Here is a 15,844-nt window from a genome sequence, read left to right on the forward strand (position 1 = left end):
GACGGGCCTCATGCCGCTCAGTCTCGCCGCGCTCGATGATCTGGCCAATGCCTTCGAGGAATTGCGGGGCGTGCTGGGCAGCAATGACCCCGTCGCCATCGAATCGGCCAGCGCCCGTGTCAGCCACGCCGCTGCGGCGGTGCGTGCGATCGGCGCATGGCGGTCGGACCCTGTTGTGGCCGATCGGCTGAAGGCGATGCTGCCGGTGCTGGAAAGTGCCCGCGTGCGCGTCAATCTGCTCGCCGATCATGCCAGCCAGCGCCTGTCCATCCTGGCCGCGCATGGCGCGCAAGCCGCGCCGTTGACCTACCGGCGGTAAAATTATTCCTCGTTTATCCTGAAACGGCGCCTTCGGGCGCCGTTTTTCGTCGTGCCCGGCGCATTTTCTTGCGCTCGCGTTAACCAAATCTTGGCACAAGCCTTGCTCTAATGTCCTCGCTAGCAAAGTGAGGATTTTGATTTCGTGTCGGCATTCGCAGACATTTCGGCAACGTCGGGATCGACCGGCAATCGCGTCACCAACGCGATTGCGATGGCGAGCCGTCGCACCGGTGTCGACTTCGGTTATCTGCTGGGGCAGGCGAAGATCGAATCCAGCCTCAATCCCACCGCGCGCGCGGCAACTTCGTCCGCCACCGGCCTCTATCAGTTCATCGACCAGAGCTGGCTCGCCGTCGTCGACAAGCATGGCAGCGAATATGGCCTTGGCTGGGCGTCGGACGCGATCGGCCGGGGCAGCAATGGCCGCTATTATGTCGCCGACCCCGAATTGCGCCAGCAGATACTGGACCTGCGCAAGCATCCCGAAACGGCGTCCGTCATGGCGGCCGAACATGCCGCCGACAACAAGGCCTATCTGGAATCGAAGCTGGGCCGCGAGGCCGAGCCGGTCGACCTTTACCTGGCCCATTTCCTGGGCGTGGGCGGCGCGTCCAAATTCCTTTCGGTGCATGACCGCGCGCCCGATGCGACCGCCGCGTCGATGTTCCCGTCAGCGGCGCGCGCCAACCGCTCCATCTTCTACGATCGCTCCGGCAATGCCCGCAGCTTCGCCGAAATTCGCGATCGCTTCGCCGCCAAGCTTCAGAAAAGCTCCGACAGTCTTGGCGGCCCCACCCAATATGCGGACGCGTCGTTGCCGACCGGTGCCAAGACCGTCCAGCCCGCCGACTATGTGCGGATCGAAACCCAGCGCCTCGCGCAGCAGCCTGACATCATGGTCAAGCCGCAGCCGCAGACGGCGCGCCTCGCCTATCTCATGCTTGCCACCCTCGGAAGGTAACGGCCGATCATGTCTCCTGCCCAAGTCAAAGCGAAGATCTGGATGAGCGCCGTCAAGGGAGCCGTGCTTCCCTTCGCGACGCTGATGGTCGTGCTGTTCATGATGGTCCCGGTGCCCGCGATCATGCTGGACATCGGCTTCATCACCAACATCATGATCTCGCTGGCCGTGCTGATGGTGGCGCTCAACGCCGCCAAGCCGCTCGACTTTTCCAGCTTCCCGACGGTGCTGCTGTTCGCGACCCTGCTGCGCCTGGCGCTCAACGTCGCTTCCACCCGCGTCGTGCTGGTGCAGGGACATGAAGGATCGGACGCGGCGGGTCAGGTGATCGAGGCCTTCGGCCACTTCCTGATCGGCGGCGACTATGTCGTCGGCATCTTCGTCTTCGCCATCCTGATGATCATCAACCTGGTCGTCATCACCAAGGGCGCGGGCCGCGTGTCCGAAGTGTCGGCGCGCTTCACGCTGGATGCCTTGCCGGGCAAGCAGATGGCGATCGACGCGGACCTCAACGCAGGCCTGCTGACGCCCGAAGAAGCCAAGATCCGTCGTCAGGAAGTCGCTACCGAGGCCGACTTTTACGGTTCGATGGACGGTGCCAGCAAGTTCGTGAAGGGTGACGCGGTCGCGGGCATCCTGATCCTGGTCATCAACATCGTCGGCGGCATCATCCTGGGCGTCGTCAGCCATGGCCTCGCCATCGGCGAAGCGGCCCAGACCTATATCATCCTGGCGATCGGCGACGCGCTGGTCGCGCAGATCCCGGCGCTGCTGCTCTCGATCGCGGCGGCCTCCATCGTCACCCGCGTCAAGAGCGAGCAGGATCTGTCGGGTCAGGTGGCCGGTCAGTTCGGTTCGGGTAAGGCCTGGGTGCCGGTCGCCGCCATCCTTGGCTTCCTGGGCGTGCTCCCCGGCATGCCGCACATGATCATTCTGCCCGCCGCGGCGGTCGCCGGCGGCATCGCCTGGCAGTTGCGCAAGGCCAGCCAGAAAAAGGCCGCCGAACCCGCACCGCTGCCGCCCGCGCCCAATCCCGCGCTGATCGAATGGGACGATGTGTCGGACGGCGCGATCCTGGGGCTGGAGATCGGTTATGGCCTCATCAGCCTGGTCGACGAGCGCAAGGGCGCGCCGCTCATGGCCCGCATCACCGGCATCCGCCGCCAGCTGTCGAAGGAACTGGGCTTCGTCGTGCCGATGGTCCGCGTGAAGGACAATCTGGCGCTGGAACCTAATCAGTATCGCATCACCATCGCTGGTGTGATCGTAGGCGAAGACGAAATCTGGCCCGACGATCTGCTGGCGCTCGACAGCGGCGCACTGGAGGGCACGGTGCAGGGTCGCGCGGCGAAAGACCCAACCTTCGGCCTCGACGCCGTCTGGATTTCGCAGGCCAAGCGCAGCGAAGCAGTGGTCGCGGGCTATACCGTGGTCGATCCGCCAACGGTCGTCGCCACGCACCTCAACCAGCTGATCGCCATGAACGCATCGGAAATGTTCGGCCTGGACGAGGCGCGCAAGCTGCTCGACAACCTCAAGGACATCGCGCCGCAGCTGGTCGATGGCCTGACGCCGGGCATGCTGAACCTGACCCAGATCAGCGCGCTGTGTCGCGCGCTTCTGTCCGAAGGCATTGCGCTCAAGGATTTTCGCCGCATCTGCGAGGCGATGGTCGATGGCGCCCGCCCCGACATGAACCACGAACAGCTGGTCGAAGCGGTGCGTCAGCGCATCGGCGCGCTCATCATCCAGGGGCTTGTCCCGGTGAAGATGCCGCTGCCGGTCATCACGCTGGACGGCGACCTCGAAGCGATGCTGGCGCAGGCGATGCGCGTCGCCGGCGATGCCAAGCATCCGATCGAACCCAGCCTCGCCAACCGTATCGTCGAATCGGTTGTCCATGCAGCACGCCCGATGCTGGGGCAGGCGCGTCCCTTTGCAATCGTCACCTCGCCGGTGGCGCGGCGCGCGCTCGCTCGCCTGTTCAAGCCGCATCTGCCCGAAACGCCGGTGCTGTCCTTCCTGGAAATTCCCGACGGTAAGGGAGTGGAAGTAGTTGCGGTGGTAGGAAACGACTCCCGTCCGGCGCCGCGACACGATCCGTTGCCGCAGCGCGAACGAGTCGCCTGAGGAAAGGCTGAGCCATGTATATGAACAAGATTCAGGCCGGCGCCCACACCTACGGCAAGCCTGGCGAGAACAGCCCGGAACGGCTGGCCCGCCAATATATGCCGCTGGTGCGCAAGATCGCCTGGCACGTCCATGGTCGCGTCTCGACCGCTATCGAGGTGGAGGATCTGCTCCAGATCGGGATGGTCGCGCTGGTCGAGGCCGCCAACAGTTTCGAGGATCGCGGCCTTGGCTTCGGCGCCTATGCGCAGTTGCGCGTGCGCGGCGCGATGATCGACCATTTGCGACGGCAGGCGACGCTTTGCCGGTCCGCCATGGCGAAGCGCAAGGAACTGGGCAAGGTCCGCAATGGGCTGGAGCAGAAGCTCGGCCGGCTGCCGACCGAGGCGGAAATGTCGATGGAAATGGGACTGGAACCCGCCGCCTATCGCGAGGTCGCCGACAGCGTCGAGATGGTCCAGCATACCAGCATGGACGAGGTTTATTCCGACCAGTCCATGTGGTTCGCCGATGTGGAGGATCGTGCCGACGACATCATGGAACGCGAATCGCTGAAAAAGGCGATGGCTGCCTGCATCAGCGAACTGCCCCAGCGCGAGGCGATGGTGCTGCAACTCTATTTCGTCGAGGAACTCAATCTGGAGGAAATCGGCCAGACGCTGGACATCGGCGCCGCGCGCGTCTGCCAGATCAAGAAGGCCGCGCTCGACAAGCTACGCGAGAAGTTGAGCGACTGGAACGATTGAGGCCTTATCCGTCATTGCTTCGCTGCGCTCGCAATGACGGATAGCAACGTTATTCGTCGTTCGCCGCCACCGGTTCCACGCGCCGCCCGTCGCTGGTCGGCCAGCGGAAGCGGAGCGGGCGATAGCTTTGCGTCCGCCACCACGGATCGGCCACCTGAAACAGGCCGCTTTCCTCCGCCTTGCGCCCCAGATCCTTGCGCGCGGTGATCGCCGCAAGCAGCGGCGCGGCAAACAGGCCGGCGACCACCGGGATGGTCCAGCCAAGCCCACCTGCCTTCACCGCCAGCACCGTCAGGCCAACGCCCAGCAACAGATGCCATTTGAACAGCCAGATTGCGCTGGTGATCGCCATGCCGTCGCGGTCGCGGGTCTGGCCGTTCCAGCTTGCCTTCTTGCCCATCAATATGCCGAACAGGTTGATCGTCTGGGTCAGCATCGCCACGGGCGCCATCAGGATCGACAACAGGATGTCGGCGATCACGCCGCGCGTCATCCGCGCCGCGCCGCCAAAGCCGATGCGCCGCGCCGGATCGGCCATGGCCCAGATGATCGAGAAGATCTTCGGCCCGAACAGCAACACCGCCGTCACCGCCAGCAGCCCGCCCGACGGCAGGATCGCGGCTGGCGGCCACATCCCGCTCGCCGCACCACCCAGCACCACCAGGATCAGCGCCAGCCACATGGGCGACGTGCAATAGGCGCTTGCCCCCACCAGCAGTTGGAACCGGCTGACCGGATGCAGCCCGGCGATCTTCACCAGTAGCGGCACATGCTGGATATTGCCCTGACACCAGCGACGGTCGCGGGTGAAGAGGTCGGGCATGGAGGGCGGAAATTCCTCGAAACTGTCCTCTGCCGTGACCATGTGCACATCCCAGCCGCGACGACGGAGCAGGGCGGCTTCCAGCATGTCATGGCTCAAGATATGGCCGCCGAAGGGCGCTCGGCCGGGAAGTTCGGGTAGGCCGCAGCTTTCGGCAAAAGCGCGCACGCGCACAATGGCGTTATGGCCCCAAAACATGCCTTCGGACCCCGCCCACCAGATCATGCCGGCGGCCGAGATCGGTCCGAACAGGCGGCTGGCGAACTGTTGCCAGCGCGCGAACAGGGTCGATGCGCCCATCACGGTGGGAACGGTCTGGATCAGGCCGACATGCGGATGCCGCTCCATGTCGGCAGCGAGCCGCGCCATGGTCTGGCCGCTCATCACGCTGTCGGCATCCAGCACGACCATATAGTCGTAGCCGCCGCCGAAGCGCTGCACCCATTCGGCGATATTGCCGGGCTTGCGCCCGATATTGAGCGCACGGCGGCGATAATGGACGGGCCGCGAGAAGGAACCGCGCATTTCCTGATAGGCGTGCCGTTCGGTCTCGCCGCTTTCGGCGTTGGAATCGGACAGGATGAAGAATTCGAAGCGTTCGCCGCCCAATACCTGCGCCAGCGACCGTTCCATGATCGACAGGCGGCCCAGCACGCCGAGAAAATCCTCATTGCAGACCGGCAGCAGGATCGCGGTCTTGCCGCGGAGCGGTTCGGACGCACGCAGCGGCCGGGGCGCGACGCTGCGGCCACCGCCGACCGTCTGAAGCAGGAAGCCGATGGTCGCGGTCGCAAAGCCGAAGGAAATCCAGGCGAATAGGGAGATGAAGAGGGCAAGATAGACGCCCTCGACCGCATTGATGCCGTCCAGGCCGATCGAGCGCCGCATCTCATGCGCGGCCATGGCGGCGGGGATCAGCGCCAGCAACACGACCAGCAATCGTCGCGCCCACAGGTCGATATTAAACCGGCGACGCGCGATCAGGGGAGGGGCGGCATAGAAATCCTGCTCCGGCATGGCGAGCGGACTTTCTGCCGGAACCTGTTCAAAGGCCCGCGCCAATGGCTTGTCCTCGCCGGTCGGCCCCGCCGATCGAGCGTCTCCATTCCCCATATTGTTCAGACCCGCTTGCTGTTGACCCAGGCGTCAGAACCGTTCGTTACGGCCACGGTTCCCGTCATGCGCCGATAGGGTAATGCACATATTCACTGAATGCGCGATTGCCAGTGCGTAATTGCAGCCGAATATCCGCCGAACCGGCCCCATTGCGCCGCAGGTCGAGCACGGTGCGATACAGACCGGACTTGCCAAGCACGGGATAGCCGGCGGTCTTGAGCATCGTGCCGCCCTTTATGTCGGTCCATATGTCGGGCTTGCTGCCGTCGGCCACGCCGGAAAAATCGACCACCAAACGGTCGCTGCCTTCCTCGCCGCCACGTCCGCGCCAGACATTCTCGACGATCGCCAGCCCCCTGGACGCCGGAGCCTTGGCCGCGCTCCAGTCGAGGCGGTAGCTCGCGTCGATCCGCTTGCCGGGTGTCACCCTAGCAGCCGGGGTCCAGTAGGCGGCGACATTGTCGGTATATTCGCTGTCGGTCGGGAAAGCGTAGAGCCGCACCTCGCCCTGACCCAGCGCCTTGGTAGATGTCGCCCAGAGCGAAGGGCGCCGGTCATAATAGACGCCGTCATCCTGATAATGGTCGAAATCCCGGTCACGCTGGAGCAGCCCGAAGCCCCTGGGGTCGCGTTCGGCAAAGGCGCTTACCAGTGGGGCGGACGGATTGACCAGCGGGCGGGCATGGGCGGTGCCATCCGCACTGGCGATCGACAACAGGTCGCTGTCATGAATTTCCGGCCGCCAGTCGGTGCCCTGCGTGCGATTGGCCTGATCGTACCAGAACATGCTGGTCATCGGCATCAGCCCCAGCTCCTCGATCGGCTTGCGCGGAAAGAGGGCGGCGGTCACGTCCTGCTGCACGCCGTCTGCCCCAAGGCGGCTGACGAAGCGATAGGCCCCAGCGATCGATATGCCGTCGAGCAGGGCGTAGATGGTGACGCTGCTGTTGCCGGTCCGCTCCAGCCAGAAATGGGTGAAGCGGGGAAACTCCTCCTTGCCCAGACTTGTGTTGATCGCGATCGCGCGGGCGGACAGGCCGAACTGCTTCTGCGGGCTGGGCGCGCGAAAATAGCTGGCGCCCAAGAAGGACAGCCAGTCGCCATCGCGCTTGGCGTTCATGATGCGAAAACCGGCAAAGCCCGCATCCGGTCCCAGCGCGGCGACGGGATTGCCGGCCGGCGCGTCGAACATGGTCGGGTCATAGCGAAGCGGGGTCGTCTGCCCTTTTTCCACGATCGCAATCTGCACAGGCTGCGGGGCGGTGTTGGACAAGGGGAAGAAGCGGATGCCGGTGTCGCCGGGCAGGTCGCCCCAAAGGGTGCGGTCGTCGCGAAAGCGCGCGGCGTGCAGGGCATCATAGTCGACCTTGGCTGCGCCGGGATAGGCGGGCGTCTCCTTATACGGTGAGCGCGCCAGCTTCTGCGCCTGCGCAACCAGCCTTTCCCAGGAAAAAGGATCGGGTCTCGTCTGCGCGCGGAGCGAGGCGGGGAGGAGGAGGGCGGCGCCGGTGGCGGCGATCATCGCGCGCCGGTCTATCTGGGTCATGGGTATAGTCATGGCTGGCGGAAACGACCAAGCCAAGCCTTGTATCCATGACGACCCGTCGATGACGACGGAATGAAGCCTCCGCCCGGGGGGACGGAGGCTTCTAACTTCTGGTCGTTCGATCGAAGGTTAGTCCCCGGCGCGGTGGGGACTGTTGATGCGCCGGGGACCACTTGGCGGACTATCGGTGACCATGACCTCAGCCCGCCAATCTTGTTGCGGCTTAGCCGATCAGCTTCAGCACGCCCTGCTGGCTCTGGTTGGCCTGGGCCAGCATCGCGGTCGAGGCCTGGCTCAGGATCTGCTGCTTGGCCAGCGCGGTCGTTTCGGCCGAGAAGTCGGCGTCTTCGATGCGGCTGCGGGCGTCACTCAGGTTGGTGACGTTGTTGGTCAGGTTGTTGACCGCCGATTCCAGCTGGTTCTGCGAGGCGCCCAGATCGGCGCGGGCGGTGGAGATCGACTGGATCGCTTCATCGAAGCTGCCAGCCGTGGCGCTGCCGCTCAGGGCAGTCGTGAAGTCGGCCGCAGTGGCCGTCGTCACGTCGAAGGCGAGGATCGTCGCCAGAGCGGTCGACTGATTGCCGAAGCTGAGGTCGATCGTGTCGCTGGCGTTGGCGCCGGCCTGAATGGTCACGACGCCAGCGGTGCCTGCCGTGCCGTCGAACAGCTTCTGACCATTGAATTCGGTGTTGGTCAGCGTGTCGGTGATCTGGGCGGAGAGGGCGGTGATTTCCGTCTGGATGTTCGCTTTGGCGTTGTCGTCGTTAATGCCGTTGGCCGCCTGAACGGTCAGTTCACGCATACGCTGCAGCATATTGCTGACTTCGCCCAGCGCGCCTTCAGCCGTCTGCGCCATCGAGATGCCGTCATTGGCGTTGCGGATGCCCTGGGTCATGCCCTTGATCTGCGACGTCATCGACGAGGCGATGGCGAGGCCAGCGGCGTCATCCTTGGCGCTGTTGATTCGTTTGCCGGTCGACAGGCGTTCCATGGCGGTGCCCAGCGCCTTGCTGGCGGCAGTGGAGGCGTTGGCCGAGCGCAGCGCCGCGGTGTTGGTTGCGATAACAGTCATGATATTCCCTTCCAAATTCAACCATCAGGTCGCTGCCATCAGGGCGCTTGCGGCCTCGAAAGCTGATAACGGCGGGCGGCCGCAGGGCTTTAATCCGGCCTGCATTTTTTTCCAAAAATTCCTGAAATCAGTGGTTTAACGCGTACATCTACGCGCGCACGTATAGGGATGTTGGGAGAGTGGGCGGAAAAACTTGCCGGCCACCGGAAAAAAATTGCCGGCCTGCGGCAAGTGGAAGGCCATGTTAACCATCTGATAACCACGCAGGCGGTAAAAATTAACCATCGAAGGGGCCTGGGGCGTACGGGGGTACAAGCCAGCCAAAATGTGGGGTTTTGTTCATGTCATCACTTGACGTGAGCCGTGGGGTCTGCGCGCTCGTTCCCGGGCTGCAGCACTGGCTCGAAAATGCCTGCTACATGGTGCGGATCATTGATGCCGCCAGCCCGCGCGACAAGGATAGCCGCCGGGTGCTGCTGGCGACCGAAATCGGTCATGCCACGCATCGCGACATCCTGATCAACGTGATCGACGGCGCGCCCTCGCTGGTCGCGGCCGCCAACGGCCTGCCGGCGCGTGTCGCCTTCGGCCTGGAGGATATGGGCTTTGCCTTCGCCCTCATTGCCGAACTCGCCCGCCCCGCTTCGGTTCCGGCTGTGGGTGACGCCACCAGCGCGCATCTGATGCGTCTCGCCGCCCGCGTCGCCCGCAGCGACGCCACCGTTCTGATCCAGGGCGACACGGGCACGGGTAAGGAGGGCATGGCCCGTTTCCTCCATGCCCAGTCCGGCCGTTCGACTCACGACTTCATCGCCGTCAACTGCGCGGCGCTGCCCGAAACCATGATGGAAGCGATGCTGTTCGGCCACAAGAAGGGCAGCTTCACCGGCGCGGCTCAATCCTCCGATGGTCTGTTCCTGGCGGCCGATGGCGGCACCCTGTTCCTTGACGAAATCGCGGAGTTGCCGCTGGCGCTCCAGGCCAAGCTGCTTCGTGCCCTTCAGGAAGGCGAAGTGCTGCCGGTCGGCGCCACCCACCCGGTGCCGGTCAATGTGCGCATCGTCGCCGCCTGCAACCGCAATCTGGCGGAGGAAGTCGCCGCCGGCCGTTTTCGCGAAGATCTCTACTGGCGCCTCAACGTCATGCCGCTGGAACTGCGTCCGCTGGCCGAGCGCCGGGGCGACATCAGCGCGATCGCCGCCGCGATGCTGCTCCGCCAGCAGGATCTCGTGAAGGACAAGTTCGTGTGGCCGACCGCTGCCGCGCTCGACAAGCTCGCTGCCCATGCCTGGCCGGGGAATGCCCGCGAACTGGGTAATGTGCTCCAGCGTGCGCTGGTGCTGCGCGACGGTGCCCGCATCGATGCGAGCGACCTGCATATCTCCGGTGCGCCGCAGCTGCGCGTCGTGGCTCCGGTGCTGGCGTCGGCTGAACCGATCCTGCTGCGCGACGTGACCCGCAATTCCAAGCTGGAAGCGGTTCGCCTCGCTCTGCGGGAAACCGACGGCCATCGCGCCGCCGCTGCGCGCAAGCTGGGCATTTCCGAACGTACGTTGCGCTATCGGCTCGCCGAAATGCGCGAACTTGCCGCTTAAAGGGAGCTGACGCATGACCGGCATTTCTCCCACCGACAGCGTGATGGCGATCCGCAACGCCATCCTGCAAAAGAACGCGGCGCTGCGCGACGTCAGCCAGGCCGGCAATGTCGGCAGCGCGAACGGCGCCAGCGGCACGCAGGGCACCGCGCCCGGCGGCTTCACCGATGCGCTCAACAGCGCGCTGCAACAGGTCAATGGCCTCCAGAACAAGGCCGGCGAAGCCGCCGCCTCCTTCGAGCGCGGCGAAACGACGGATATCGCCGGCGTCATGCTGGCCAAGCAGCAGGCATCGGTCAGCTTCGAGGCGACGCTGCAGGTCCGCAACAAACTTCTGTCCGCTTACAAGGACATCATGAGCATGCCGGTCTAACCCATGAGCGAGAACGCCCTCTCCACCACCGTCGGCGCCGCTGCGCCTGCCTTGCCGGCCTCGGCCGCTTCCTCCTTTGGCGGCGGGGCCAAGGGGTTCGACGCGCTCAAGGCGCGCTTCACCGGCTTCATGAAGCAGCCGGCCGTGGCGAAGAGCCTGCCGCTGCTCGGCCTGCTCGGCACCGTGGCGGTCGCCGGCCTTGCCTGGATGGCGCTGCGCGAACCGCCGCAGCGCGACCTGTTCCGTGGCCTGCCCGATGCCGACAAGTCGGCGGTCGCGCAGGTGCTCGACCAGAATGGGATGCACTACGGCTTTGACAAGTCGGGTGCGATGACCGTTTCCGAGGATGATTATTTCAAGGCGAAGATGATGCTCGCCGCCCAAGGGCTGCCCAAGAGCGCGCCCGACGGCAACAGCATGATCGACAGCCTGCCAATGGGCGCGAGCCGCGCCGTCGAGGGCGAAAAGCTGCGTTCGGCCCGAGAAATGGATCTGGCCCGCACGATCGAGGCTATCGACAGCGTCGAAAGCGCGAAGGTTCATTTGGCGGTCGAGCCGCCCAGCGTCTTCCTGCGCGACCGCGCCAAGCCGTCCGCTTCGGTGATGCTGCGCCTCGCCAACGGCCGGACGCTCACCGACCAGCAGGTCAGCGCGATCGTTCATCTCGTTGCATCGTCGATCCCGGAACTCAATCCGGACGATATCTCGTTGGTCGACCAGAATGGCCGCTTGCTCAGCAATAATGACGGCGATGCCGCCGACGACCGCCAGCTCGCCATTCAGGGCAAGATCGAGGATCGCTATCGCCAGTCGGTGGTCGCGCTGCTGACCCCGATCCTGGGGCAGGGCAATTTCTCGACCGAGGTTCATGCCGAACTGAACTTCGCCGAGCGGCAGGCGACCCGCGAAACCTATCCGCAGGATGAGGCGCGCCTTCGTAGCGAGCAGGGCACCTGGGCGTCCGACCCGCGCGGTCAGGGCACCGGCGAAGCCTCGGGCATCCCCGGCGCGCTCAGCAACCAGGCGCCGGTCAACCCCACCGTCACCCAGACCAATCCCAACGGTCAGGCCGTGGCGCAGGGCCAGGCGGCCCAGGGCGCGCAGGCAGGCCAGCCGGGCACCCCGCCCAACCCGCTGATGAAGACCGAGGAAACATTCAACCGCAATTTCGAGTTGGGTCGCGAAGTGTCCGTTACCAAGGACGCCATCGGCACCGTCAAGCGCCTGTCGGTCGCGGTCGCGCTCGACACCGCCCCGGACGGCAAGGCACGCACGCCCCAGGAAATCGCCGCGCTCGAAGCGCTGGTGAAGGGCGCGGTCGGCTTTGACCAGGCGCGCGGCGACGTGGTCGCGCTCTCCTCGCGCAGCTTCCTCAAGGCCGCCGATCCGACCACGCCGTGGTATGAGGCCGACTGGGTTTCGCCGCTGGTACGCAATGTCTCGGCCCTGCTGGTCGTACTGCTGCTGGTCTTGGGCATCGGTCGCCCGTTGCTCAAGCGTCGCGCCGCCGCCCAGGCGCCGGCCGCCCTGGCCGACGCAACCGGCGAAACCGGCCAGCGCATCGGTCGCGAGATTTCGAGCGAGCTGACCAAGCAGGCTGCCGCCGCGACGCCCGACGGCGCGGAACCGAAGGTTACGCTCGATATGATCTCATCCACCTACGACTATGCCCAGCGCGCCGACCTGATCCGCAACTTCGTGAAGCAGGATCCTGATCGCGCAGCCCTGGTCGTCCGCGATCTGCTGAAGGAGGGGAAGAAGGAAAATGCCTGAGATCGTCCCCGGCCGTCCCGAGGCGCTGAAAGGCAGCGCCGCCGCCGCCGTCCTCCTGATGCTCTTCAACGAGGATGAAGCCGCACAAATCCTGTCGCGCCTGGAGCCTGAAGAAGTGCGCCAGCTCGGCTATGCCATGTATGATGTGCAGGATGTCGATCCCGAGGAAGTGAACGAGGCGCTCGATCATTTCGTCACCAAGGCCAAGAAGCGCACCACCATCGGCTATGGCGCGACCCGCCATATCCGCGGCGCGATGACCAAGGCTCTGGGCGAGGAACGCGCGGAAACCATCCTGGCGCGTATCACGCCGCCGACCCGCTCCACCCAGCTGGAAATGCTGAAATGGATGGACGCGAAGGAAATCGCCGCCCTGATCGAGGCAGAGCATCCGCAGATCATGGCGATCGTGCTCGCCCATCTGGAGGCGCCTGTCGCCGCCGACGTGCTGCAATTGCTGCCGGTCGAATATCAGGAAGAGATTGTCTATCGCATCGCCACGCTCGGCCCGGTGTCGAACGAGGCGCTGGAGGATCTGGAGCAACTGCTGCTGCGCGGCCCGGCCAGCAAGCAGGGCGCGGCGTCGCAGCGCGGCGGCACGGTCGAGGCGGCCGCGATCATGAACAATGTCCGCAAGGACAATGAACAGCGGATCATGAAGGCCGTCGCCAAGCGCGACAAGATGATCGCCCAGACGATCGAGGAGGAGATGTTTGTCTTCGATAACCTCATCGACATGGATGACAAGAATCTGGGCACGCTGATGCGCACGATCGACAGCACCGTTCTGGTGGTTGCGCTCAAGGGCGCAAACGACATGCTGAAGGCGAAGATCTTCAGCTCGATGTCGGCCCGCGCCGCCCAGGCCATTGCCGACGAGATCGAGGAACGCGGACCCATCCGCCTGGCTGAAGTGATCGACGCGCAGAAGCTGATTATCGCCACCGCCCGCCGCATGGCCGATGCGGGCACCATCATGCTCGGCGGAAAGGGCAACGACTTTGTCTAGATTCTGGGGTTCCGAAGCGATTCAGGATGCGGCGCCGGTCGCCGTGGCGGGTTTCCGTCCGGTCGAAGGCGGTTTTCGCAGCCTCTACACCGCCCAGCCTGCGCAACAGACCGCGACCATCCGCGCCGCCATGGCCGATGTGGAACCGGAAATCGATCTGGTCGAGGAGGCCCGGATGGAGGCCTTCACCCTCGGCTTCGACGAAGGCTGCCGCGTCACCGCCGAATCGCATGCAGCGGAAAGCGATGCGCGCGAACGGCTGATCGAAGCGCTCGAACTGCTGGCTCCTGCGCCGAGCGGGATGCTCTCGACCATGCTCTCCGCCACGGTCGTCCGCCTCGTCGAACAGATTGTCGGCGAGGTCGAGATCGACATGGATCGCCTTGTCCAGCGCTGCGACAGCGTCGCCGCCTTCATCGAAAGCAATCAGGACAAGAACGCGCTCCACGTTCACCCGGACGATGCCGAACTGCTCAAGAATGAATCGATCGGCGTGCCGCTCGTCGCCGACCGGACCATGCACCGCGGCTGTGTGCGCCTCGAAACCGCCGACGGCTGGGTTGAGGACGGCCCGGACGTCCGCCTGTCGCGCCTGCGCGCGCTCATGGACGACATGGAGGGTAAGGCATGATCCGCGCCGCGCTCGCGCAGGCCGAAACCCTCTTCGATCATCTCCAGGTGCAGAACCGCCAGCCGCGCCATGTCGGCCGGCTGGTCAGCCATGATGCCGGGATGCTCGAAGTCAGCGGCTTCCGCCGTCCGATCGGGTCGGGTGCGCGCGTGATGGCGAGCGACGGCTCGGTCTGCCGGGCCGAAGTGGTGGGCTTTCGTGGCGATCGTACCCTGTTGGTGCCGCTCGATGCCGACGCGCCGCTGGAAAACGGCATCCGCGTCGAACCGGACAGCCAGGCGAACATGGTGCAGGTGGGCGACGGCCTGATCGGCCGCGTCATCGACGCCATGGGCCAGCCGCTCGATCGCAAGGGACCGATCATCGCCGGTGGCACCTGGCCGCTCAACGGCGTGAAGGGCAATGTGCTCGATCGCGGCCGCGTGACCGAAGCGTTCGACCTTGGCGTCCGCGCCGTCAATGCGCTGCTGACGGCCGGGCGCGGCCAGCGCATCGCCATCATCGCCGGGTCGGGCGTCGGCAAGTCGGTGCTGATGGGTCAGATGATCGCCGGCGCCGAAGCTGATGTCGTCGTCGTCGGCCTGATCGGCGAACGCGGCCGCGAAGTCAGCGACTTCCTCGAAACCAAGCTCAAGCACACGATGAACAAGAGCGTCGTCGTCGCCGTGCCCGCCGACCATCCGCCGGTGCTGCGCCTGCGCGCCGCCGCCCGCGCCACCGCCATCGCCGAATATTTCCGCGCCCGCGGCAAAAAGGTGCTGCTCCTCATCGACAGCCTGACCCGCTGCGCCCATGCCCAGCGCGAAATCGGCCTGGCGCTGGGCGAGCCGCCCGCGATGAAGGGCTATCCGCCTTCCGCCCTCGCCCTCATCCCGCGTCTGGTGGAACGGGCCGGCGTCGACGCCCGCACCGGCGGCTCGATCACCGCGCTCTACACCGTGCTGGCCGATGGCGACGACACCGACGATCCGATCGTCGACGCCGCCCGCGCCATCGTGGACGGCCATTTCGTCCTGTCGCGCCATCTGTCCGAACAGGCGATCTTTCCCGCCATCGATATCGGCAAGTCCCTTTCGCGCGTGATGGCCGACGTGGTGGATGACGAACATCGCATCGCCGCCGCCGGCTATCGCCGCCTTTGGGCCGCCTATGAGGAAAATCGCGATCTTATCCTGATGGGCGCCTATCGCCCCGGCAACGACCCCGTCATCGACGAAGCGGTCCGCCGCCGTCAGGAAATCCTCGACTTCATCCGTCAGGATCAGAAAAGCCGCATCGACCTCGACACCAGCGCCAATGCGCTCATCGCCGGGTTCGGCGCGTGAAGGGGCTGGTCAACCGCCGCCAGCGCGTGCTGCGCGTGCGTGCCGTCCAGCATTCGATGGCGGTGGCCGAAACCGCGCGCGCCCGCGACGAGGCGAACGGCATTGCCCATAATCTCGAGCGGCTGCGCAAGGTGCGCGGCGAATTGTTCGGCGGGGAAGGGATGGCGACCGGCGCCTCCTTCGCCGCGATGCAGGAACTGGCGACCCGTCTGGAGCAGGCCAGCCGCCAGCTCGACGGCGCGCTTTACGATGCGCAGCGCAATGTCGAGGCCAAGGAAGGCCTGACCGTCGCGGCCAATCGCGAGAAGGAAATCGCCAGCCGCCTGAAGGATCGCGCCCGTGCGGATCTGGAGGAATGGCGCGAAAACAAGCTGGCGGCTCTGCCGCGCTATCGTCGTATGCAAAGGTCGGGGGACGTTTGAC

The 15,844-nt window shown here is 65.2% G+C and carries 14 protein-coding genes; 11 read left to right on the forward strand and 3 right to left on the reverse strand.

The window, feature by feature from the left end; genetic code table 11:
- Positions 1-10 precede the first annotated feature (10 nt).
- From DM806_RS15820 to DM806_RS15835, 4 genes are all read left to right on the forward strand, one after another.
- Positions 11-319, forward strand: coding sequence for a hypothetical protein (locus DM806_RS15820; protein ID WP_179044127.1), 309 nt, complete (start codon positions 11-13; stop codon positions 317-319).
- 144 nt (positions 320-463) lie between these two features.
- A complete protein-coding gene (locus tag DM806_RS15825) occupies positions 464-1,282 on the forward strand; it encodes a lytic transglycosylase domain-containing protein (protein WP_179044128.1) in 819 nt (272 codons plus the stop codon).
- Between the two features lie 9 nt (positions 1,283-1,291).
- Complete coding sequence (flhA, locus tag DM806_RS15830) at positions 1,292-3,412, forward strand: flagellar biosynthesis protein FlhA (RefSeq protein ID WP_179044129.1); 2,121 nt, start codon at positions 1,292-1,294, stop codon at positions 3,410-3,412.
- Positions 3,413-3,426: 14 nt separating this feature from the next.
- A complete protein-coding gene (locus DM806_RS15835; protein WP_179044130.1) occupies positions 3,427-4,158 on the forward strand; it encodes a sigma-70 family RNA polymerase sigma factor in 732 nt (243 codons plus the stop codon).
- A 49-nt stretch (positions 4,159-4,207) separates the two neighbouring features.
- Here DM806_RS15835 and mdoH read toward each other — a convergent pair whose 3' ends face one another.
- From mdoH to DM806_RS15850, 3 genes are all read right to left on the reverse strand, one after another.
- Positions 4,208-6,094, reverse strand: a complete 1,887-nt coding sequence (mdoH, locus tag DM806_RS15840) for a glucans biosynthesis glucosyltransferase MdoH (RefSeq protein ID WP_179044131.1) — start codon at positions 6,092-6,094, stop codon at positions 4,208-4,210.
- A gap of 64 nt (positions 6,095-6,158) precedes the next feature.
- Positions 6,159-7,643, reverse strand: coding sequence for a glucan biosynthesis protein (locus DM806_RS15845; RefSeq protein WP_179044132.1), 1,485 nt, complete (start codon positions 7,641-7,643; stop codon positions 6,159-6,161).
- Positions 7,644-7,866: 223 nt separating this feature from the next.
- A complete protein-coding gene (locus DM806_RS15850) occupies positions 7,867-8,715 on the reverse strand; it encodes a flagellin N-terminal helical domain-containing protein (protein WP_179044133.1) in 849 nt (282 codons plus the stop codon).
- Positions 8,716-9,056: 341 nt separating this feature from the next.
- On the opposite strand from DM806_RS15850, the gene DM806_RS15855 reads away from it, so the two are divergent.
- Genes DM806_RS15855 through DM806_RS15885 form a run of 7 tightly spaced genes read left to right on the forward strand, consistent with a single transcriptional unit; the run spans position 9,057 to position 15,843 of the window.
- Complete coding sequence (locus DM806_RS15855) at positions 9,057-10,310, forward strand: sigma-54 interaction domain-containing protein (protein ID WP_179044134.1); 1,254 nt, start codon at positions 9,057-9,059, stop codon at positions 10,308-10,310.
- A 13-nt stretch (positions 10,311-10,323) separates the two neighbouring features.
- Complete coding sequence (fliE, locus tag DM806_RS15860; RefSeq protein ID WP_179044135.1) at positions 10,324-10,683, forward strand: flagellar hook-basal body complex protein FliE; 360 nt, start codon at positions 10,324-10,326, stop codon at positions 10,681-10,683.
- 3 nt (positions 10,684-10,686) lie between these two features.
- Entirely contained in the window at positions 10,687-12,456 is a 1,770-nt protein-coding gene (gene fliF / locus DM806_RS15865) for a flagellar basal-body MS-ring/collar protein FliF (RefSeq protein ID WP_179044136.1), read from the forward strand.
- The gene (fliG, locus tag DM806_RS15870) at positions 12,449-13,465 is read left to right on the forward strand and encodes a flagellar motor switch protein FliG (protein WP_179044137.1); all 1,017 of its coding nucleotides are present in this window, start codon (positions 12,449-12,451) and stop codon (positions 13,463-13,465) included. Before fliF ends, fliG begins: the two co-directional genes overlap by 8 nt.
- Positions 13,458-14,096 carry a FliH/SctL family protein gene (locus DM806_RS15875; RefSeq protein WP_256869336.1) on the forward strand — a complete coding sequence of 213 codons (639 nt, stop codon included), beginning with the start codon at positions 13,458-13,460 and terminating at the stop codon, positions 14,094-14,096. The genes fliG and DM806_RS15875 overlap by 8 nt, the downstream gene beginning before the upstream one ends.
- On the forward strand, positions 14,093-15,421 hold the full coding sequence (locus tag DM806_RS15880; RefSeq protein ID WP_179044138.1) for a FliI/YscN family ATPase: 1,329 nt from the start codon (positions 14,093-14,095) through the stop codon (positions 15,419-15,421). Before DM806_RS15875 ends, DM806_RS15880 begins: the two co-directional genes overlap by 4 nt.
- Complete coding sequence (locus tag DM806_RS15885) at positions 15,418-15,843, forward strand: hypothetical protein (RefSeq protein WP_179044139.1); 426 nt, start codon at positions 15,418-15,420, stop codon at positions 15,841-15,843. The genes DM806_RS15880 and DM806_RS15885 overlap by 4 nt, the downstream gene beginning before the upstream one ends.
- The last annotated feature ends 1 nt before the right edge of the window (position 15,844 follow it).

The organism is Sphingobium lactosutens (assembly GCF_013393185.1).
Classification (GTDB): Bacteria; Pseudomonadota; Alphaproteobacteria; order Sphingomonadales; family Sphingomonadaceae; genus Sphingobium; species Sphingobium lactosutens_A.